Here is a 20,330-nt window from a genome sequence, read left to right on the forward strand (position 1 = left end):
AGATCCATGCCCACTCACTACCTGGATTCGGAAAAGTCCGAGTCGTCTCTTCGGACCGATCAGACACGCATCACCATCACGGCGGAGCGTAGGCGGTGGGCACGTAAACCCGCACACATCACCGACGCACTCGATTTCTGGTCGTTCGCCGGAGCCGCTGCCAACGTCATCCTGCAACTCGGTTGGCCCGAGGTGGCGTACGGCGTCATGGAGAGCAAGGTCGAATCTGGTGCTCTGACAGCGCATCCGTGGAAGCGCGCACGAACCACAACGCAGTACCTGACGGTCGCGATCCTGGGCAACGAGGAAGAGCGAAAGGCCTACCGCGAGGCCGTGAATTCGGTACACCGACATGTGAAGTCGGATGCGAACAGCCCGGTCAAGTACAACGCCTTCAATCGCGAACTCCAATTATGGGTTGCTGCTTGCCTGTTCATCGGTTTCGAAGACAGTCATCAGTTGTTGCACGGCAAGATGTCGGAAGAACAGGCGGAGTCGTTCTATCAGTCCGCATCGACTTTGGGAACGACACTGCAGGTCACCGAAGAGATGTGGCCGGCCACACGCGCAGACTTCGAGCGCTACTGGAACCTCGGTTGCGAACGCGTCGTGATCGACGAACGCACCAAGCAGTATCTGATCGACCTGGTCAATCTACAGATGATCGCTTGGCCGATACGCCTGGTATTCCGAAACTTGTTGCGGTTCCTGACGGTCGGATTCCTTTCACCGATCTACCGCGACCAACTCGACCTCGAGTGGACCGAAGACGACCGCCGCCGGTTCGAACACCTCTTCATTTTCGTGTCGTTCGTCAACAGGTTCATCCCACGCTCCGTTCGTCAGGCCGGCAACACCATACAGATGCGCGACATTCGTCGTCGGATCAAGGCGAGCAAGAATCTCGTCTGAGCCAGCAGCGCGTAATTCGTTTTCAATTCTGCTGCCCCACAGGTAAATCGGGGCGGTCGGTCGACAATAGATCGCGGTTCGACACAGCCTCCTGTGTGACCAGAACTGGGGCCGGAAAATCGACAAAACCGGCCGATCGAGCGCCACATTCGCCACATACCGACGCCATCAAGACGCATTTACAGTGACTTGCATCACACTTTATCTCGATTATGTAACGCCGAGAGAGGTGGCATATCGCCACGCGACCTGGGAAAACGCTCTTTGATGCATTTCTGTTGCACAAACATGCGTCGACACGCCGACCCGTGACCAATCCGTAATCATCTCTTATGGTTGGTGACAGCCCGATCAACCGGGCATTACCGAATCGCCACCGCCGTCCCACCCCGCGGTTCGGACTCGACAACATTCCTAGTGGTGGGAGCGGAGCTGAGACGGTCACCGTCCTCCGTCGGCGGGACTCGAGAGGATTTACCAAAAATGACCAAGACCACCGTTACCCGTGCCCTTGCCTCTGTCGCCGCAGCCGGAGCCCTCGCAGCCGGAGCCCTCGGACTGAGCGCCGGCACCGCGTCCGCAGCCACCCACGACTGGTCGGGTGTCGCAGAATGCGAATCTTCGGGCAACTGGGCCGCGAACACCGGAAACGGCTACTACGGCGGGCTCCAGTTCAGCCAGAGCACGTGGGAAGCCTACGGCGGAGCCGGCAGTGCCGCCAACGCCAGCCAGGCAGAACAGGTCCGCGTCGCGGAAAACGTCCTTGCCGGTCAGGGTGCCGGCGCGTGGCCGGTTTGCGGACAGTACCTCCGCTGATCCCAGCCCAAGTAGTGCGTCACTGCCCGGTGTTCGTCGAGAATTCGACGGACCCCGGGCAGCGTCGTACTAGCGACCTTCATGCCCCGCCCGATCCAGCCCCTCCGCCGCTGCTGTTGAAAGACATTACGGCGGTACGTGACCCGTCGGGATGACGCGGTGCGAGCGAGGTGTACTGACTCGCCTTCCGATCACGCATCAGCCCTCGGAGAGCCATCCACAGTTTTTGGGCCGTCCTTGCCAACCGGTTGTGAGAACTGACCGGCGCAGCCGTAGACGCGTACGGGATGGGCTCCTTGCGCACGTAGTGCTCCATAACCCCAGCTTAGCCGTGTTTCGATGCCGAAATGCTCGAATACGGCGATGCCTCGCGGCCCTCATGGTGCCCGAACAAAATGTTCCAGCTAACTCGGTGATCCATCCTTGACCAGGCGTGCAAACCGGTCGGGTAAATCGCGTGGCCCGAACACTTCTCGACCATTGTGCGACAGAAGGCGGTCAACGCTCCACCACTCGAAGTGCTCGACCAGCTCGGCGGCCAGCGCTTCGCGCCCCAACGACCCACAGGGCTCGAATGCGGCCGCCACCGGCACGAGGAAGTAGTCGTTGATCGCACCGTCCCAACCCGGCAATATCGTCGGATCATGGATCTCCTCATGCCATACATGGGTGGCGGCGCCGCAGTCACGCAAGCCGATCTCCTCGTCCAATTCGCGCGCGAGCGCCTCGGGCGGGGTTTCGTCTCCTTCCAAGCCTCCGCCCGGAGGACACCAGACCGTCAGCCCGCCCCCGGGTGCGATGTATCGGTAGAGCAGAAGACGGGACTGGTCGTCAACGACCAACCCCCTGGCCGAATGCCTCAGACGCATGAGTGCCACTGTAAGTCAGCAGGTCAGGCCACAACGGCCAACTCCGGCAGTCCGGCAACCACAACCGCGAGGTTGTAACCCGACATCCGCAGTTCTCCGTTGTCCCCGGTTCTCGCGTACTCCGCATGACCGAAAGCCCGCTCGTGCTTGACACCGTCCGGGGTGATCCCCTCGGCCGTGGACAATCGGTGGAACTCGGTGCGTGTCGGATCGCCACCGAAACGGCCGAACCCCGCGATACTGTCGCCTTCCGCTTTCATGACGTAGACGTGGCGGTCGGCGATACCGAGGTCCGACTCCACCTTGGCCCGCACGCCGGGTGAACCGTAGAACACCACGTCGTCGACCGCTGCGCTTGCCCCGCATTGCAGCGCAAGAGAAGTCGCGAGCGATCCGTAGGAGTGACCCAACGCGGTGATATGGACTCCGTCGTTGACCGACGCAGCACGAAGACCGTGAAAGAAGCTACCCAATGCGTCGGCGGCTATGCCTGCCTTGGACGATCGACTTACGTCGAAGCTGGCCCGACCGATGTCGAACTTTCCCGGCCCGATCACCTGTGGCGCGTCGTATCCGATCCAGGCGATGGTGGCCACGCTCTCCTTTCGGCCGGCCAGCTCGAGTTGGCGCATCGCCTCGGCTCGTAATCGTGTTGCCTCGCCGACCATTCCGCGCATCGAGTCCTTGACGTTGGTGTTCAGTCCGGGAATCGTCACGGAGATGTGATCCGCTGTGTCCGGATCACCGATCGCGATTGCCGCGAAGCCGCGTTCACCCGAGCGCATGTCCATGAGCAGTAACCGTCGACAAGGTTCGGCGCGAAACAACTCGTCGAGCGCGTCCAGATCCTCGAGTTTGCGTTCGGCGTACCACTGGCCCGCCCCTGTGTTACTCAGTCTGCCGCCGAAGAACTCACGGTGGAGTTCTTGCGAGATTCGGACTGAATCATCTTGCAGCCGTGCTCGTTCCGATTGAATTCGATCGAGATTGGCAGGACTGCGAACCGCAGAAGGAATTCCATCGAGGTTGGCGATCAGGCCGGGTGCATGACGCAACATCTGACGCTGCCGATCAGGGCTGAACGCTCGCCACTCCTCCCCCACACGCACAGCTTTGTCACGGAGGTCGGTGCCGACCTGAGACCGCAGAGACAACGCATGATGAAGATCCGCGCTGACCAGCAGTGCCTCACCGATCAGTTCTCGCACCGCGACCTCGAGCAACTGGGCATGCACGTGGAGCGGGTGACCGTCGGCGATGGGCGCAACGGCAGAAACGGTTCCGTCCTGACGAATATGCAAGTCGTCGGCGACGGCCTCTTTGCGCAGCGTATCCAGCCGTCGCCGGATGTCGCGGACACGATGAGCGACCAGAACGCCCTCCAGCCCAGCTGACAGCTGATCCAACGGTTCGACGTCCCATACGTCGATATCTGTGAGATCCACTCGGGTCAGGACGAACGAGCAGCGATCCGCGCCTGTACTTCCGGACGACGCAACGGCGGGACGGTCTGAGGTGGCTGTCTGCGAGGCGGCAATGCGCTGAGCAGGCGCGTCGTCGTTTCGGTCACCTCACGCACCGCCTGTTCGAAGGCGTCTCGGTTCGCGTCGGACACCTTGGCTATTCCACTCACCTTACGTACGTATTGGCGAGAGGCGGCCTCGATCTCCTCGGGCGTAGCAGCGGGCTCGAGTCCACGAAGTTCAGTGATGTTTCGGCACATAATTCGACGATAACCCTGCTCACCGACGCCGTCACGGTTCGATACACCAATGTATCCAAACTGCCACGCAGATCCGGGCATCACGGTAGTTTCAGTGAAATTCCCCCAGTGACTGGAAGTAGCCACTAACTCATGGACTCTGCACTCACCTCCGTCGGCCTACCCGCCGCACTCGCCATCATCATGTTCGGCCTCGGGCTTTCCCTGACGGTCGGAGATTTCGCCCGCGTGGCAAAAGCGCCGAAGGCCGTTTCGATCGCCCTGATCTGTCAGTTGTTGTTGCTCCCGGCCGCGGCCTTCGGATTGGTCACGTTGTTCGACCTCGACCCACTGCTCGCGGTCGGCATGATGCTCCTCGCCGCATCACCGGGCGGCACGACGGCAAACCTGTTCAGCCATCTGTTCCGCGGCGACGTTGCTCTCAATGTGACGCTGACAGCGGTCAATTCGGTGATAGCGGTGGTCACTCTCCCCCTGATCACCAACTTCGCGTTGGGTTACTTCGAACCCGAGGACGCGGACGGCACTCTCGGGCTTCAGTTCACGAAGGTGCTTCAGGTCTTTGCCGTCGTATTGATTCCTGTCGCCCTCGGAATGTGGGTTCGGTTGCGCTCGAGCGCCTTTGCCGAGCGGATGGACAAGCCCGTCCGCATCGGATCCGCGGTGGTTCTGGCACTGGTGATCGTCGGAACGGTTGTTTCCGAGCGCGAGAACATCGCGGACTATCTCGTCGACATCGGCGTCGTCGCTGCCTTGTTCTGCCTACTGAGCCTCTCGATCGGTTACGTCGTTCCCCGGATATTCGGCATCGAGGATCGTCAGGCAATCGCCAGTTCCATGGAAATCGGCATCCACAACAGCACGTTGGCGATCACCATCGCCGTCAGTCTCCTCGGCAACGTGCAATTGGCAGTGCCGGCTGCGGTGTACGGCGTTCTCATGTTTCCGCTCGCCGCTGCCTTCGGCGCAACGATCACCCGCAAGTCACGGACAATGGCCGAAATCGACTAATATCAGGCGGTTTTCGATATAGGTGATCTGGTATCGCCGACTCTACGATCGATACGGACTCAGACCGAAGGGTATCGAAAAATGCTGACCACCACACCTACCGTGCTGGACGAACGCGCCTGGCAAGAGCTAGTCGACGCACTGACCCGTCGCCAATTCGGCATCGGAGCCGGGATGGCAGCAGTAGCAACAATTCTGTCGTCCTGCAGTTCGAGTGACGGTTCGGGTACAACTGACGACACTCAAATGCGCACCGTCACCACACCGTTGGGAACTTACGACATACCGACCAACCCCAAGCGGGTCTTGGCCGTCGACGCACGCACCGACCTCGAGCTCGCCATTGCCCTGGAACTACCGGTCTTCGGATACAACATCTCGCCCGCCACCGAGTGGGTTCCCGTCGACAGCTCGGCCGAATACCTCAGCGACAAGCCCAATCTGGAGCAGATCCTCGGACTCGCACCCGATCTCATCATCTGCGTCAACGCCGACAACGAGTACTGGCCCGCTGCAAAACTCCAAGCCATCGCTCCTGTCCTGACGACCGAATCGAGGCAGACGTGGCGAGAAAATCTCACCCGACTCTCCGATTGGTTGGGCCGAACACCCACCATGGATCGCCTGATCACCGACTATGACGCCCTGATCACCGACATCCGCTCTCGACACGCTTCGGCGATCGCGGGAAAGACCGTCGCGAGTTTGTCCTACAGTCCGGACAAGGCCACGATCTACATCGACAGCCTGCCTGTGTCGGAGGAAACCGGTAAGAAGAATCGCCAGCCCACCGACATGACGCTCGCCGACATCGGTGGAAGAACATTGAACACAACCGGTTTCGACAATCAGGGGCGACTGAGCATCGAGGAGATGGATCGCCTTCGCGATTGCGACGCGTTCATGGTTTCCGTCACCGACAGCAGCGACACCACCTTCGATCAGCTCTCGGACAACAAGTTGTGGCAACGACTTCCGGCTGTGCAGGCCGGGAACGTCACCGTTCTGCGCGGCAGTACGTACTACGGATCCATCTACACCAACATGTACGTAGCCAAGGGCTGGGACGATCTCTATTCGACGCTCGACTGATCAGACTTGTCCGTGGAAATGCCGGCCGCTCCCACGCGGTCGGCATTTCACGTTTCGAGGTCGATGCCCAACGCTCCGGAGAGGGTCCGCAGACAAATCACTCTCAACTCTTCCTGCGGTATGGAAGGTTGATCGAGCCAGTCGAGGCAGACAGCTCGGACGAATGCGATCCATCCCCGAACTGCGACGGCAGCGATCTGTCTTCTTTCACCCTCGAATTCCAGTGCGTCGAGGATTCGAATCTGCTGCTGTTCGAGTTCCCGTTCGACGATCGCTCGGATACCGGCCTCGGCGGAGAGCGTCCCCACGTTGATGGCGCGTACTCCCCTGCTGTGCGACTTCACGTACGCGAAGTAGGCGTCCAACCCGGCTGCCACCTGTTCGCGCACCGGTAGCGTCGCGTCCGGTGCGGTCACCTCGAGCAGGTGCTGCGATTCGCGCTCGACGATTGCGGCGAAGAAGTCTCGCTTGGTCGGAAAGTAGTGGTACATCAACCCGCGCGAGACGCCCGCAATCTCGGCGACCTCTTCGATCCAGACGTCCTCGTACGAACGATCGGCAAAAAGTTGCGCGCCGATGTCGAGCAACTGCGTGCGCCGCTGCTCTCGGTCCAGGCGTTTTCGTGGTGCGACCATAGACAAGTCAGATTACTACTTGACACCGATTCAGTAAGGCGTACTTTGCGTACTAGACACCAATTCAGTAAGCGATCTCACCCGGGGGACACACCATGAGCGTCGACACCACTCCAGAGGCGACGACCGATGCTCGGATTCCGCATCCGGCATGGCGCCTGCCAGTCCTCGGGGACGTCCTCGGGATCAATATCCGGACGCCGCTGCAGAACTCCGTGAGCATCGGGCGCGAACTCGGCCCGATCTTCGAGAGAAATGTCCTGGGAAATCGCTTCGTCTTCGCCTCGGGCGCGGACATGGTGGCAGAACTGTCCGACGAGTCCCGGTTCGCGAAGCACCTTGCGCCTGGAGTCAAAGCACTCCGCGGAATCGGCGGCGACGGACTGTTCACTGCGTACAACCACGAACCCAACTGGGGCAAGGCGCACAATCTCCTGGCCCCGGCGTTCAGCCAGACTGCGATGCGCTCGTACCACCGCACCATGCTCGACGTGGCCGGCGAGCTGGTCGATCATTGGGACAGTCGTGACAGCGACTCCCCCATCGACGTCTCGGCAGACATGACCAAGCTGACGTTGGAGACCATCGGACGCACTGGATTCAGCTACTCGTTCGACTCTTTCGAACGTGAAGAGCAGCACCCGTTCGTCAAGGCGATGGTCGGCGCTCTCTCCCATTCACAACGCACGACGTTCTTGAAGTCGACGGCCCTGGGGCGAGTCCTCGCACGTCGGGCCGATCAACGTGACGAGGTCCGCAAGGCGTACATGGCCGAGGTTGTGGACGAGGTGATCCGTGCCCGGCGGACAAGTACCGAACCGGGGCCGGAAGATCTTCTCGAACTGATGCTGCGGGCGGCACGCGAAAACGATCCCAACCGTATCGACGAACTGAACATCCGCCATCAGGTCGTGACCTTCCTCGTCGCGGGACACGAAACCACCTCCGGCGCGTTGTCGTTCGCGCTGTACTACCTGTCACGAAACCCTGACGTGCTGGCCAAGGCGCAAGCCGAGGTCGACAAGGTCTGGGAGGGCGAGGAGCCCGCCTTCGAGAAGATCGCGAAACTTCGATACGTACGACGCGTCCTCGACGAATCGCTGCGTCTGTGGCCGACCGCTCCCGCCTACGGCCGTGCGGCGCTCGAAGACACCACGCTCGTCGGCAAGTATCCGATGAAAAAGGGCGATTGGATGCTCGTGCTCATCCCGTCACTTCATCGCGATCCCGTGTGGGGCAACGATCCCGAGGCTTTCGATCCGGATCGCTTCCTACCTGCCAACATCAAGGCCAGGCCGGCGCACGTGTACAAGCCGTTCGGAACAGGTGAACGTGCCTGCATCGGAAGACAATTCGCCATTCACGAAGCGGTCCTCGTGTTGGGCACCATCTTGCAGAAATATACGATCGAAGCCGATCCGGACTACGAGTTGAAGGTGGCCGAACGGCTCACCCTGATGCCCGAAGGCTTCAACTTGACGGTCCGCCGACGCTGAGCTCGGCAAACGGCGTCGAGTAAGTCGGTTGAACAGTCCCGAATGCGGTAATCCCCGAGGTGGCAGCAGCGAGCACCGGCGCACCCTGGGAGTTCACATGACAAAGAGGCCTGCAGTTGGAATCGTCTTGCTCTCCGCGGCATTGGCCACGGGAGCGTGCTCGGCAAGCGTCGGGACGCCGCAAGTGGACAAGTCCGAAGTCGCAAGTCAGATCTCCACTCAACTCGCCGAGAAGATCGGCGAGCCACCTGACGACGTGACGTGTCCGGAGAACCTCGACGCAGAAGTCGGCGCATCGATCACGTGCATCCTGACCGAGCAGGGCACCGAATACGACGTCACAGCTACCGTGACCAGCGTTGACGGTGAAAGTGCGAACTTCGACATCAAGGTTGCGGATGTGCCGAACAACTAACTGCTGTGCGCCTTTATTAACCGCCGGCGGTTAATAAAGGCGCACAGCAAGGCGTCAGAGCCGCTCGATAATCGTCGCGTTCGCGGTGCCGCCACCTTCACAGATGGTCAGCAGGCCGTAACGACCGCCGGTGCGCTCGAGTTCGTTGAGCAGGGTCGCCATCAGCTTGGTGCCGGTCGCGCCGAGCGGGTGACCGAGTGCGATCGCGCCGCCGTTGACGTTGACCTTGGCCGGATCTGCGCCGATTTCCTTGATCCAGGCCAGGACGACCGGTGCAAAAGCTTCGTTGATCTCGACGATGTCGATGTCCTCGATGCTCAGACCGGCCTTCGCGAGAGCATGCTTCGTGGCCGGGATCGGCGCACTGAGCATGAAGATCGGGTCGTCGCCGCGGGCGCTGAGGTGATGAATCCGGGCGCGGGGCTTGAGGTTGTACTTCTCCACCGCTTCCGCCGACGCCAGCAGCAGCGCACTCGCACCGTCGGAGATCTGGCTGGCCACCGCTGCGGTCATGCGGCCGTCTTCGACGAGAACCTTGAGCGTCGCCATCTTTTCGAGGCTGGTCTCGCGGGGTCCTTCGTCGACGGTCGCGTCACCCATGGCGACGATCTCGTTGTCGAAGCGACCCGCGGCGATTGCAGCCTTGGCGCGCTCATGGCTCTGCAGGGCCCACTTCTCGAGCTCTTCGCGGCTGACGTCCCACTTCTCGGCGATCATTTCGGCGCCCTTGAACTGCGAGACTTCCTGGTCACCGTAACGCTCGGTCCAACCGACCGAACCCGAAGTCGGCGTGTCGAATCCGTACTGCTGACCGACGATCATCGCTGCCGAGATCGGAATCTGGCTCATGTTCTGAACGCCGCCGGCAACGATCAGATCCGCGGTGCCCGACAGGATGGCCTGAGCGCCGAAGTGCACTGCCTGCTGGCTCGAACCACACTGACGGTCGACCGTCACACCGGGAACGTGCTCCGGGAATCCCGCTGCGAGCCACGACATACGGGCGATGTTGCCGGCCTGGCCGCCGATGGCGTCGACGCAACCGAAGATCACGTCGTCGACGTCACTGGGGTCGATACCGGTGCGCTCGACCAGTGCCTTGACGACGTGCGCACCGAGATCGATGGGGTGCACGCCGGACAGCGCGCCACCCCTCTTGCCGATCGGTGTGCGAATGGCGTCGACGATGTAAACCTCGGACATAGCGTTAGCTCCTAGTTTCGTTGTGCAGCAATAGTTCTTGAAGTTGATTCAGCAATAGCGTCTGAAGTTGTAGCCGGATCGGAGAGCCCGTCGAGCACGATCGCGAGATATTGAGCCGCGACGGCGTGAGCCGACAGGGATCCACCCGGGCGGTACCAGCGAACCGCGACCCACACGGTGTCTCGCATGAATCGGAAGACCAACTCGACGTCGATGTCGGAACGGAAGGTCCCGTCCGCGACGCCGGCTTCGAGGACGCCGACCCACAGGTCCCGGAATTCGGTGTTGCGCTCGGCCAGGTAAGCGAAGCGCTCGTTCCCGACGAGGTGCTTGACCTCGTCCTGGTAGATCGCCACAGCCGAATGTGAGGCGTCGATGGCCTCGTAGGAGGTCACCACCAGCGCTTCGAGCGTCGCGCGACTGTCCAACCCCGCCGCAACGATCTCGCGGTATTTTCCGAAGAGTTCGTCGAGGAACTGGTGCAGGATCTCGTCGACCATCGACTCTTTGGAATCGAAATGGTGATACAGGCTGCCGGACAGGATCCCGGCGGCGTCGGCGATGTCGCGGACGGTCGTCGCGCGCACTCCGCGATCGGCGAACAGCCCCGCCGCGATCTCGAGCAGCTCGTCGCGGCGCCCGGACTTGCCGTTTGATTCGTCGGAATTTCGAGGTGGCGTCATGTATTCAATCCTATCCAGGGCCTTCCCCTGTGCGCGGTCAGCGAGTCCGGGGACTCCTTAACCGCGCACGGGGACGCTAGGCCCTCTGCGAAGAAACGGAGACGATCTCGCCGGTCATGTAGGTGGAGTAATCGCTGGCGAGCATCGCGATGACCGTTGCGATCTCCCAGACCTCCGCGGCGCGGCCGTAGGCCTCGCCGGAAGCCAACTGGTCGAGCAGTTCCTCACTGGTGACCTTCGCCAAAAACGCGTGACGCGCGATGGAGGGCGAGACCGCGTTGATACGGACTCCGTACTCCGCGGCTTCGATAGCGCTGCACCGAGTCAGTGCCATGACGCCCGCCTTGGCTGCGGCGTAGTGAGCCTGGGAATGCTGCGCCCGCCAACCGAGAACGGACGCGTTGTTCACCAGAACACCGCCATGCGGAACGCTCTTGAAGTACCGCAGCGCGGCACGCGTCGAACGGAAGGTGCTGTTGAGGGTGATGTCGAGGACGCGATCCCACTGATCGTCCGTCATGTCGACGACGGGTGTCTCGCCGCCCAGGCCCGCGTTGTTGACGACGATGTCGATACGTCCCAACTTCTCGGCCGCGCCGACGAACAACGCGTCGACCTGCTCGGTGCTGGAGACGTCGCAGATGATGGACTCGACCTGCTGGCCGGGAAACTCGGCCTTCAGCTTCTCCACCGTCTCGCCGAGCCGACGCTCGTGGAAGTCGGAGACGAGAACGTCGCCGCCCTCGACAAGCACCCGGCGCGCGGTAGAGAAGCCGATGCCGGTTCCGGCTGCGGCGGTGATGATCGCCTTCTTGCCCGCGAGCAGTCCGTGGCCCGGGGTTTCCTCGGGCGCAACGGAAAGCGGGGACGCGGCTTTGGTGTCAGACATTAACGAGCCTCTCGGGGAAGACCGAGCACGCGCTCGGAAATGATGTTGCGCTGAATTTCGTTGGAGCCGCCGTAAATCGTGTCGGCGCGGGTGAAGAGGAAGAGGCGCTGCCACTCGTCGAGTTCGAGATGCTCGGGATCGGTGATGTCCGAGGCATTGCCTTCGGAATCCGCCCACGGTGCAACCAACGACGACGCACCCTGCACGTCCATCGCCAGCTGTCCCAGGTCACGATGCCAGTTGGCCCACAACAGTTTTGCGACGGACGCTTCGCCGCCACCGGTTCCGGCGTCGACCGCGTCGAGAGTACGCATCGCGTGGGCGCGCATCACACGCAGTCCGACCCAGGCACGAGCGATCTTCTCGCGAATGTGCGGATCCTGGTCACTGCCATTGGCCTTCGCCAGGTCGACGACGCCCTGGAGCTCGCGAGCGAATCCGATCTGCTGTCCGAGCGTCGATACCCCGCGCTCGAAGGTGAGCAGCCCCATCGCGATCTTCCAGCCCTCGCCAGGTTCCCCCACCACCAGATCGGCGTCGGTGACGGCGTCGTCGAAGAAGACCTCGTTGAACTCCGACGTACCGGTGAGCTGCTGGATGGGCCGAACTGTCACACCAGGCTGATCCAACGGGACCAGCAGGAAGCTCAAGCCCTGATGACGCTTGGAGCCCACCTCGATGCGGCAGACCACGAAGCACCACTGCGCGACGTGAGCCAGTGAGGTCCACACCTTCTGGCCGTTGATGATCCACTTGCCGTCTTCGAGGCGTGCGGTGGTGGAGACGTTCGCGAGGTCTGAACCGGCGCCAGGCTCGGAGTAGCCCTGCGACCACAGTTCGCTGACCGTGTTGATTCCAGGAAGGAATCGGCGCTTCTGCTCGTCGGTTCCGTACGCGATCAGCGTCGGGCCGAGCAACTCTTCACCGATGTGGCTGACGCGAGCGGGCGCACCGGCCTTCGCGTACTCCTGATGGAAGATGACCTGCTGAGAGATGCTTGCTCCCCGCCCGCCGAACTCCTTCGGCCACCCGAGGCACGTCCACCCTGCGGCTGCGAGGTGCTTGTCCCACTCGAGTCGTTGCTCGAAGAACTCGTGCTCACTGCCGGGGCCGCCCTTACCCTTGAGCTGGGCAAATTTGCCCGTCAAGTTCTCGGCCAACCACTGCGCGACCGTGGCCGCAAACTCGTCGTCCGTCATCTGCCCGTCCGGGCTCTCGCTCTGGTCCACATATGTAAGATAACCTACCAAGCACTTGCTAGGTAGCGTGTCAGGTAGGAGTCCAGTGACCGAACAACCGAGAACCATCCCATCAGCCCTCATCCGGGCCGCCGAGGAGTTCGGTGAGCGCGCGGCTATCGCCGATGGCGACACCCGACTGACCTTCGCACAGCTACATCAACGTGTCCGCGATTTCGCCGGCGCGCTGATCAACCGTGGGGTGAAGGCAGGCGATCGCGTCGTCATCTGGTCGCCCAACACGTACCACTGGGTGATCGCCCTGCTCGGCGCTCAATATGCCGGCGCGTCCATCATCCCGATCAACACTCGATACACCGGCACCGAAGCTCTCGACATCATCGAGCGCGTCGACGCCGCGGCCTTGGTGGTCGTCGGCACGTTCCTCAAGGCCGATCGCTATCAGCAGTTGCTCGACGCCAACCCGGACCTGTCGATCCCGACCGTCATCCAGGTACCGATCGACGGGGACGACGACCGTGACGGCGTCATCGAGTTCGAGGACTTCCTCGCGCTCGCCACCGACGCCGCCCGCACCGAAGCCGATGCGCGTGCTGCGAAGGTGCAGCCAGACGACGTCAGCGACATCCTCTTCACCTCCGGCACCACGGGACGCAGCAAGGGTGCGATCACCGCGCATCGTCAGTCCATCGCTGTCGCCAAGTCGTGGGGTGAATGCGCCGAGGTCACCGCCGACGACAACTTCCTCATCATCAGCCCGTTCTTCCACACTTTCGGGTACAAGGCCGGAATCCTGGTCTGCCTGCTGAACGGCGCGACGATCGTGCCGGTGTCCGTCTTCAACATCGACGACACCCTCGCGCTGGTCAACAGCGAAAAGATCAGCATCCTGCCCGGTGCCCCGACGATCTACCAGACCATTCTCGATCACCCCCGCCGCAGCGAATACGACCTGTCCTCGCTCCGCATCGCGATCACCGGCGCAGCACCCGTGCCGGTTGCTCTCGTCGAGCGCATGCAGGCAGAGCTTTTCGACGCCGTCCTCACGGCATACGGTCTGACCGAGGCAGTGGTCGCGACCATGTGCCGCACCGACGACGACCCGGTCACCGTCTCCACCAGTTCCGGCCGCGCGACAGCCGATTTCGAGGTCAAGATCGGCGACCAGGGTGAGATCCTGCTTCGTGGACCGAACGTCATGCTCGGATACCTCGACGACCCCGAATCCACCGCCAAGGCAATCGACGCCGACGGCTGGCTGCACACCGGAGACGTCGGAACCCTCGACGAGCGTGGCTATCTCGACATCACCGACCGTCTGAAAGACATGTACGTCAGCGGCGGATTCAACGTCTACCCCGCCGAGATCGAGGGCATGTTGGCTCGCCTGCCCGGCGTCCACGAGTCTGCTGCCATCGGCATCCCCGATCACCGGATGGGAGAGGTGGGCCGCGTCTACATCGCCCAACTCGACGGTGCCGGCCTCACCGAAGAGTCGGTGATCGCCTTCCTCAAGGAGAAGATCGCAGGCTTCAAGGTGCCCCGCGAGGTGCGCTTCGTAGATCACCTGCCCCGTAACCCCTCGGGCAAGGTCCTCAAAACGGTTCTGCGCGAGGAACAATCATGACCGTTCCCTTCGAAGCCGACGTCGTGACCTACGAGGTTCGTGACTCGGTCGCTGTCGTGACCTTGAATCGACCCGACTACCGCAACGCCCAGAACTCGGTGGTCACGTACGCCCTCGACGCGGCATTCCAGCGCGCCGTCGAGGACGACGACGTGAAAGTGATCGTCCTGGCAGGCAACGGACCTCACTTCAGCGCCGGACACGACCTGGGAACTCCGGGACGCGACCATCACGTCGAGTACGAGAACAAGGCCACCATGTGGTGGGATCACGTCGACAAGCCAGGCGGTGACCAGCGTTTCGCCCGCGAGATGGAGGTCTACCTGGGCATGTGCCGCCGTTGGCGGGAGATCCCCAAGCCCACCATCGCGATGGTGCAAGGCGCCTGCATTGCCGGCGGGCTCATGCTCGCCTGGGTCTGCGACATGATCGTCGCGGCCGACGACGCCTTCTTCTCCGATCCCGTTGTCCGCATGGGCATCCCCGGCGTCGAATACTTCGCGCACCCGTGGATGGTCGGTTCACGTTTCGCGAAGGAAATGCTCTTCACCGGCGATCGGTTCACCGCGCAACGCGCCTACGAAATCGGCATGGTCAATCGCGTCGTCGCCCGCAAGGATCTCGAGAAGGAGACGTTCGAGCTCGCCGGACGTATCGCCGAGATGCCGCGCTTCGGACTGGCTTTGACCAAAAAGGCCGTCAACCAGTGCGAGGATCAGATGGGGATGCGCAACGGCATCGACTCCGTCTTCGGTCTGCATCACTTCGCTCACGCTCACAACGCCGAGGTCGGCAAAGACTCGCTTGGTGGTCTCGACGCCAAAGCCATGGCTGCCAGTGCTCGCGCACCGCAGGAAGGAACAAACTAGTGGATCTCGTATTCGACGACGCCACAACCGCATTCCGTGACGAGGTCCGCTCGTTCCTGGAGGCGAATGTGCCCGCCACTCCCCTGAAGTCGATGGATACCGCCGAAGGCTTCGAAGAGCATCGTCAGTGGGAGCACACTCTCGCCGACGCCGGCTACGCCGTCGTCTCCTGGCCCAAGGAACTCGGCGGACGTGATGCGTCGCTGCTCGAATGGGTCATCTTCGAGGAGGAGTACTACCGCTCGGGCGCACCCGGGCGCGTAAGCCAGAACGGCATCTTCTTGTTGGCTCCCACACTGTTCGAGCATGCAAATGCCGAGCAGTTGGCTCGCATCATGCCGCGCATGGCTCGTGCCGACGACATCTGGGCCCAGGCCTGGTCCGAGCCCGAATCCGGTTCCGACCTCGCGAGCCTGCGTTCGAGTGCGAAGAAGGTCGACGGGGGCTGGCTGCTCAACGGTCAGAAGACGTGGAGCTCACGCGCAAGCTACGCCGACTGGGGCTTCGGCTTGTTCCGCTCCGATCCGGATGCGCAGCGCCACAAGGGCATCACGTATTTCATGTTCGACCTGCGCTCGAAGGGCGTCACCGTTCGCCCGATCGATCAACTCGACGGCGAGCCCGGCTTCGCCGAGATCTTCCTCGAAGACGTCTTCGTGCCGGACGACCCGGCCAACCCCGGTGAGTCGGGTGTGATCGGCAACGTCAACGAAGGTTGGCGCGTCGCGATGAGCACCGCGAGCAACGAGCGTGGCCTCTCGCTGCGCAGCCCCGGCCGCTTCCTCGCCACCGTCGACCGACTGCTCGAGCTGTACAAGTCCAGCGGACGAACCGACGACAGCGCTCTGCGTAACCAGGTTGCCGACGCCTGGATCGGCGCTCGCGCCTACCAGCTCAACACATTCGGTACCGTCACCCGTCTCGCCGACGGTGGACAACTCGGCGCCGAGTCCTCGATCAACAAGGTCTTCTGGTCCGAGTGGGATATCGCCACCCACGAGACTGCTCTCGAACTGCAGGGCCCTGAAGCCGAGCTGGCCGACAACTGGATGGACGGATACCTGTTCTCCCTGTCCGGCCCGATCTACGCAGGCACCAACGAGATTCAGAAAAACGTCATCGCTGAGCGTCTGCTCGGCCTACCGAAGGCGGACCGATGAGATTCGCGCTCGACTCCTCCCACCAGGACTTCGCTGCAAGCATCGATGCACTGCTGACCAAGTCCGACATGCCCTCCGTCATCCGTTCGTGGAACGACGGTGACACCGAGCCGGGCAAGAAGCTCTGGCAGCGCCTTGCCGAGACCGGCGTCAACGGCCTCGTCATCTCCGAAGAACACGACGGACTCGGCGCCGACGCCGTGGACCTGGTCGTTGCACTCGAACAGCTCGGTCGGCACGCAGTACCCGGACCGGTCGTCGAGACCATCGCAGTAGCACCGACGCTCCTGGCTTCCGTTGCACCGGAACGTCTCTCTGCTCTCGCCGAGGGTTCGCTGGCAACCGTCGCCGCTCCCCCGCGCACACCGTTCGCGCTCGACGCCAATGCGGTCGATCTGGTTCTACTCGCGCAGGACGGCACCGTCTCACTCGGCGTCCCTGGCGAAGCCAAGGCATCGGTGGATCTCTCCCGCAAGCTCTACGAAGTTTCCGCCGGCGAATCGCTGGGCTCCGCCGACTTCTCCGCAGCCTTCGACATGGGCGCTCTTGCCACTGCCGCGCAGTTGCAAGGTCTCGGCCAGACACTGCTCGAGGTCACCACCGAATACGCGAAGCAGCGCAAGCAGTTCGGCAAGGTCATCGGACAGTTCCAGGCAATGAAGCACCACCTGGCAGAAGTTGCGGTTTCGCTCGAAATGGCTCGCCCCCTGCTCCACGGTGCCGCTCTGTCGGTTCGCGATCAGTCGGCCGACGCCTCGCGTGACATTTCTGCCGCCAAGGTCGCGTGCGGGGATGCTGCTTACAAGGCCGCCCGCGTCGGACTCCAGGTTCACGGCGCCATCGGCTACACGATGGAACACGATCTCTCACTGTGGCTCACCAAGGTACGAGCATTGCTCACCGCCTGGGGCACACCGTCCGAGCATCGTGCGCGCGTCGTCGAAGCGCTGGTTGCATCATGAGCATCGACACCGAAGACCAGGCAGCACTACGTGCGTCGGTACGCGATCTCCTGAGCAAGCATTCCGACTCCGCTGCCGTCCGCGCTGCCATCACCACAGAGATCGGCTACGACGCCGCGTTGTGGAGCAAGCTGTGCGAGCAGATCGGCGTCGCCGCGCTGGCGATTCCGGAGGAGTTCGACGGCGTCGGAGCAGGTTTGGGCGAGGTACATGTGGTCCAGGAGGAATTGGGCCGCACGCTGACCCCGTCACCGATGCTGGGTTCGGCGATTCTTGCCGCACAGGCACTGCTGCTTTCCGGTGACGACGACGCATGCTCACGACTGCTGCCCGGTGTCGCGTCCGGCGAGAGCACGTTGGCCCTGTGCTGGGCAGGGGCTGCGGGTTGGAGCACCTTCGGCGTCGAGGCAACCGAGGATGCGTTGACCGGCACGGCGTCGTACGTCCTCGACGGACACATTGCGGACACCCTGCTCGTTCTCACGGCCGACGGCTTCTACGAAGTGGATCCCGCGGCCGAGGGCGTCTCCCGCCGACGCGTCCCCACCATGGATCCGACGCGAACGCTGGCGGAGGTCACGTTCTCCGGTGTTCGTGGTCGGCCACTGGAGTGGTCCGAAGATCTGGTCGATCGCATTCGAACCGTCGTTCTGATCGCGTTGTCCGCTGAACAGGTCGGAGCGGCCGCAGCAATCGTCGAACAGACCGTGGAATACACCAAGTCGCGCAAGCAGTTCGGTCGCGCGATCGGTTCTTTCCAAGCCCTCAAGCACCGGATGGCCGACATGTACACGTTGGTCGAGACGGCGCGGTCGATGACGTACGCGGCCGTGGCGACGCAGTCGGCGGACGACGCGGCAGTGGCGAAGGTCTACTGCTCGGAAGCCTTGCAGCAGATCACCTCCGAAGCAGTTCAGTTGCACGGCGGAATCGCAATCACCTGGGAGCACGACGCTCAGCTGTACTTCAAGCGTGCACACGGCAGCGCTCAGCTCTTCGGACAGCCGAGCACCTACCTGCCGAGCCTCGCTCAGGCCGCGGGTCTCTAAGTCACATCGGTGCTTGTTCGCTCGCAATCCCGGGCGAACAAGCACCGATGCTGCCCAGTCAGTGGAATGAACCGCAGATTTATGCGGCTGGATCACGCAGAATCGGTCACCAGACAGCTGTCCATCTCACAGACCGGAGTTTTCTCGTGAATCGATTCGACGACAAGCGCGTCCTCATCAGCGGCGCAGGGTCCGGAATCGGCCAGGCCACCGTTGCCCGCATCCTGGCAGAAGGAGGCACCGTCGTCGCCGCCGACATTTCCGAGACCGGCCTCGAACAGACGCTGAACGCCGCGAAAGACGCCGGCCACTCCGATCGCCTCACCACGGTGAAGGTCGACATCTCCAGCGAAGAGTCTGTTCGCGAACAGGTCGGCGCTGCGATCAAGGCTCTGGGCGGGCTCGACGTGCTGGTCAATGCGGCGGGCATTCTGCGCTCCGCGCACACCCACGAGATGACACTCGATTTCTGGAACACCGTCATCGGGGTCAACCTCACCGGAACGTTCCTCATGACGAGGGAGTCCCTGCCGGCACTGCTCGAAAGCGGAGCAGGCGTCGTGGTCAACTTCAGTTCCACTTCGGCGACCTTCGCCCACCCGTACATGACGGCATATGCGGCGTCGAAGGGTGGAATCCAATCCTTCACGCACGCACTTGCTCTCGAGTACAGCAAGCAGGGTCTTCGCGCCGTGGCCGTCGCACCCGGCAGCATCGCGTCGGGCATGACGTCCGATCCCGGCTTCCCGGCCGACATCGACTTCACGCTGCTCGGCAAGCTGGCCCCGGCAATCGGTGAGGGTTTCGCGCCCCCGTCCGCCGTCGCCGGCGTGATCGCGATGCTCGCTTCCGAGGACGGCTCGTTTGTCACCGGAACGGAAATCCGCATCGACGGCGGCACGCATATGTGACCACTTGCTGTGCGCCTTTATTAACCCCCGGCGGTTAATAAAGGCGCACAGCAGCGAGGCGGCATACTTATCTGGTCGCGCGGAACCGGTCCGGCGGTACGAAGTGCGGTGGGGAGCCAGCGGTGAGCGAATCAACAGGCAGTACGAACCTCGAGCCCGTGCTGATCAGTCCTGTCGTCAGCGGAATGATTCGCACCTGGTCCGAGGACGAGACCCGCTTGTGGAGCGTCGACGATCCCGCCGCGCTCGGCGTACTGCTTGGACGCGGCCTCGTAGCTCGTACTGCTCTGCCGGACAACAAGTTCCGAGAAGTTGCGTTCCTGGATACCCAGACCCAGGCCCTCACTGTGCAGCCGCGCTTCACTTCCCCGGACAGCACTGCCCTCGCCGCACCGTTCAAGCTCACCGACGCGTCCTCCCCGACCGGCGACGCTTGGGAAGATCTCGAATCGGTACTCGCGTCCATCGCGATCTCCGCTGCTGGACGCGGCGAATTCTGGCTCGCGGAACTCGGCGGGTGGGATTCTCCGCACGAGCCGAACTGCCTCTTCACGACCGTCGACGAATCGGGCCTGGCCAACGCAGTCATGGAGGCAACCCCCGCACCGGTGGGCACAGGCGTCTGGCCGGAGGTTCCGAGCGACCAAACCGGCGTTTCTGTGTCGGCACCAGCCTCACAGGACACCATCGAGGCTGCCGGAATCTTCGCGGTTTCAGCGATCGAGACGTGGGGCGTCACACCGTGGGACATCAACCTCACCTTCGGCAAACTGGTCGATTTCGCCTGATCAACGGCGCCGACACGCGGC

20 protein-coding genes and 1 pseudogene are annotated in these 20,330 nt (G+C 62.5%); 13 read left to right on the forward strand and 8 right to left on the reverse strand.

Annotation, left to right across the window (positions count from 1 at the left end; translation table 11 throughout):
• Positions 1 to 6 precede the first annotated feature (6 nt).
• Both QMA15_RS28515 and QMA15_RS28520 read left to right on the forward strand, forming a co-directional pair.
• A complete protein-coding gene (locus QMA15_RS28515; protein WP_290287677.1) occupies positions 7 to 912 on the forward strand; it encodes an oxygenase MpaB family protein in 906 nt (301 codons plus the stop codon).
• A 483-nt stretch (positions 913 to 1,395) separates the two neighbouring features.
• A pseudogene (locus tag QMA15_RS28520) lies at positions 1,396 to 1,722 on the forward strand (transglycosylase family protein); the annotation flags it as partial.
• Positions 1,723 to 2,132: 410 nt separating this feature from the next.
• On the opposite strand, the gene QMA15_RS28525 reads toward QMA15_RS28520, so the two are convergent.
• From QMA15_RS28525 to QMA15_RS28535, 3 genes are read right to left on the reverse strand one after another with little or no spacing between them, the layout of a single operon-like run.
• Positions 2,133 to 2,597 carry an NUDIX hydrolase gene (locus tag QMA15_RS28525; RefSeq protein ID WP_290287679.1) on the reverse strand — a complete coding sequence of 155 codons (465 nt, stop codon included), beginning with the start codon at positions 2,595 to 2,597 and terminating at the stop codon, positions 2,133 to 2,135.
• Positions 2,598 to 2,620: 23 nt separating this feature from the next.
• Entirely contained in the window at positions 2,621 to 4,042 is a 1,422-nt protein-coding gene (locus QMA15_RS28530) for an alpha/beta hydrolase (protein WP_290287681.1), read from the reverse strand.
• Positions 4,043 to 4,047: 5 nt separating this feature from the next.
• Entirely contained in the window at positions 4,048 to 4,320 is a 273-nt protein-coding gene (locus tag QMA15_RS28535) for a DUF2277 domain-containing protein (RefSeq protein WP_003945457.1), read from the reverse strand.
• A 132-nt stretch (positions 4,321 to 4,452) separates the two neighbouring features.
• On the opposite strand from QMA15_RS28535, the gene QMA15_RS28540 reads away from it, so the two are divergent.
• Together QMA15_RS28540 and QMA15_RS28545 are read left to right on the forward strand one after the other, a co-directional pair.
• A complete protein-coding gene (locus tag QMA15_RS28540; RefSeq protein ID WP_029254492.1) occupies positions 4,453 to 5,331 on the forward strand; it encodes a bile acid:sodium symporter family protein in 879 nt (292 codons plus the stop codon).
• Between the two features lie 81 nt (positions 5,332 to 5,412).
• Positions 5,413 to 6,423: an ABC transporter substrate-binding protein gene (locus tag QMA15_RS28545; RefSeq protein WP_134998411.1), complete on the forward strand. Its 1,011-nt coding sequence runs from the start codon at positions 5,413 to 5,415 to the stop codon at positions 6,421 to 6,423.
• A 47-nt stretch (positions 6,424 to 6,470) separates the two neighbouring features.
• Here QMA15_RS28545 and QMA15_RS28550 read toward each other — a convergent pair whose 3' ends face one another.
• A complete protein-coding gene (locus tag QMA15_RS28550; RefSeq protein WP_020906279.1) occupies positions 6,471 to 7,058 on the reverse strand; it encodes a TetR/AcrR family transcriptional regulator in 588 nt (195 codons plus the stop codon).
• Between the two features lie 95 nt (positions 7,059 to 7,153).
• Between QMA15_RS28550 and QMA15_RS28555 the strand changes: the two genes are divergently transcribed.
• Together QMA15_RS28555 and QMA15_RS28560 are read left to right on the forward strand one after the other, a co-directional pair.
• Positions 7,154 to 8,554: a cytochrome P450 gene (locus QMA15_RS28555; RefSeq protein ID WP_020906278.1), complete on the forward strand. Its 1,401-nt coding sequence runs from the start codon at positions 7,154 to 7,156 to the stop codon at positions 8,552 to 8,554.
• A 97-nt stretch (positions 8,555 to 8,651) separates the two neighbouring features.
• Entirely contained in the window at positions 8,652 to 8,969 is a 318-nt protein-coding gene (locus QMA15_RS28560) for a DUF4333 domain-containing protein (protein WP_020906277.1), read from the forward strand.
• 54 nt (positions 8,970 to 9,023) lie between these two features.
• On the opposite strand, the gene QMA15_RS28565 is transcribed toward QMA15_RS28560, so the two are convergent.
• The 4 genes from QMA15_RS28565 to QMA15_RS28580 form a co-directional block, all read right to left on the reverse strand.
• A complete protein-coding gene (locus tag QMA15_RS28565) occupies positions 9,024 to 10,172 on the reverse strand; it encodes an acetyl-CoA C-acetyltransferase (protein WP_084326860.1) in 1,149 nt (382 codons plus the stop codon).
• Positions 10,173 to 10,183: 11 nt separating this feature from the next.
• On the reverse strand, positions 10,184 to 10,855 hold the full coding sequence (locus QMA15_RS28570) for a TetR/AcrR family transcriptional regulator (RefSeq protein ID WP_003945807.1): 672 nt from the start codon (positions 10,853 to 10,855) through the stop codon (positions 10,184 to 10,186).
• Positions 10,856 to 10,931: 76 nt separating this feature from the next.
• On the reverse strand, positions 10,932 to 11,744 hold the full coding sequence (locus QMA15_RS28575) for an SDR family oxidoreductase (protein WP_290287691.1): 813 nt from the start codon (positions 11,742 to 11,744) through the stop codon (positions 10,932 to 10,934).
• Entirely contained in the window at positions 11,744 to 12,973 is a 1,230-nt protein-coding gene (locus QMA15_RS28580) for an acyl-CoA dehydrogenase family protein (RefSeq protein WP_290287693.1), read from the reverse strand. Before QMA15_RS28580 ends, QMA15_RS28575 begins: the two co-directional genes overlap by 1 nt.
• Positions 12,974 to 13,028: 55 nt before the next feature.
• On the opposite strand from QMA15_RS28580, the gene QMA15_RS28585 reads away from it, so the two are divergent.
• From QMA15_RS28585 to QMA15_RS28615, 7 genes are all read left to right on the forward strand, one after another.
• On the forward strand, positions 13,029 to 14,570 hold the full coding sequence (locus QMA15_RS28585) for a FadD3 family acyl-CoA ligase (protein ID WP_069147001.1): 1,542 nt from the start codon (positions 13,029 to 13,031) through the stop codon (positions 14,568 to 14,570).
• Positions 14,567 to 15,439 carry an enoyl-CoA hydratase gene (locus QMA15_RS28590; protein WP_019746945.1) on the forward strand — a complete coding sequence of 291 codons (873 nt, stop codon included), beginning with the start codon at positions 14,567 to 14,569 and terminating at the stop codon, positions 15,437 to 15,439. Before QMA15_RS28585 ends, QMA15_RS28590 begins: the two co-directional genes overlap by 4 nt.
• Positions 15,439 to 16,599, forward strand: a complete 1,161-nt coding sequence (locus tag QMA15_RS28595; protein ID WP_007734181.1) for an acyl-CoA dehydrogenase family protein — start codon at positions 15,439 to 15,441, stop codon at positions 16,597 to 16,599. The genes QMA15_RS28590 and QMA15_RS28595 overlap by 1 nt, the downstream gene beginning before the upstream one ends.
• A complete protein-coding gene (locus QMA15_RS28600; protein ID WP_020906274.1) occupies positions 16,596 to 17,561 on the forward strand; it encodes an acyl-CoA dehydrogenase in 966 nt (321 codons plus the stop codon). The genes QMA15_RS28595 and QMA15_RS28600 overlap by 4 nt, the downstream gene beginning before the upstream one ends.
• Positions 17,558 to 18,610 carry an acyl-CoA dehydrogenase family protein gene (locus tag QMA15_RS28605; protein WP_070796358.1) on the forward strand — a complete coding sequence of 351 codons (1,053 nt, stop codon included), beginning with the start codon at positions 17,558 to 17,560 and terminating at the stop codon, positions 18,608 to 18,610. The genes QMA15_RS28600 and QMA15_RS28605 overlap by 4 nt, the downstream gene beginning before the upstream one ends.
• Before the next feature lie 146 nt (positions 18,611 to 18,756).
• A complete protein-coding gene (locus QMA15_RS28610) occupies positions 18,757 to 19,521 on the forward strand; it encodes an SDR family NAD(P)-dependent oxidoreductase (RefSeq protein ID WP_003945543.1) in 765 nt (254 codons plus the stop codon).
• Positions 19,522 to 19,643: 122 nt separating this feature from the next.
• A complete protein-coding gene (locus QMA15_RS28615; RefSeq protein ID WP_290287700.1) occupies positions 19,644 to 20,309 on the forward strand; it encodes a hypothetical protein in 666 nt (221 codons plus the stop codon).
• The last annotated feature ends 21 nt before the right edge of the window (positions 20,310 to 20,330 follow it).

Origin of the sequence: Rhodococcus sp. APC 3903 (genome assembly GCF_030407755.1) — a bacterium.
Lineage (GTDB): Bacteria > Actinomycetota > Actinomycetes > Mycobacteriales > Mycobacteriaceae > Rhodococcus_F > Rhodococcus_F erythropolis.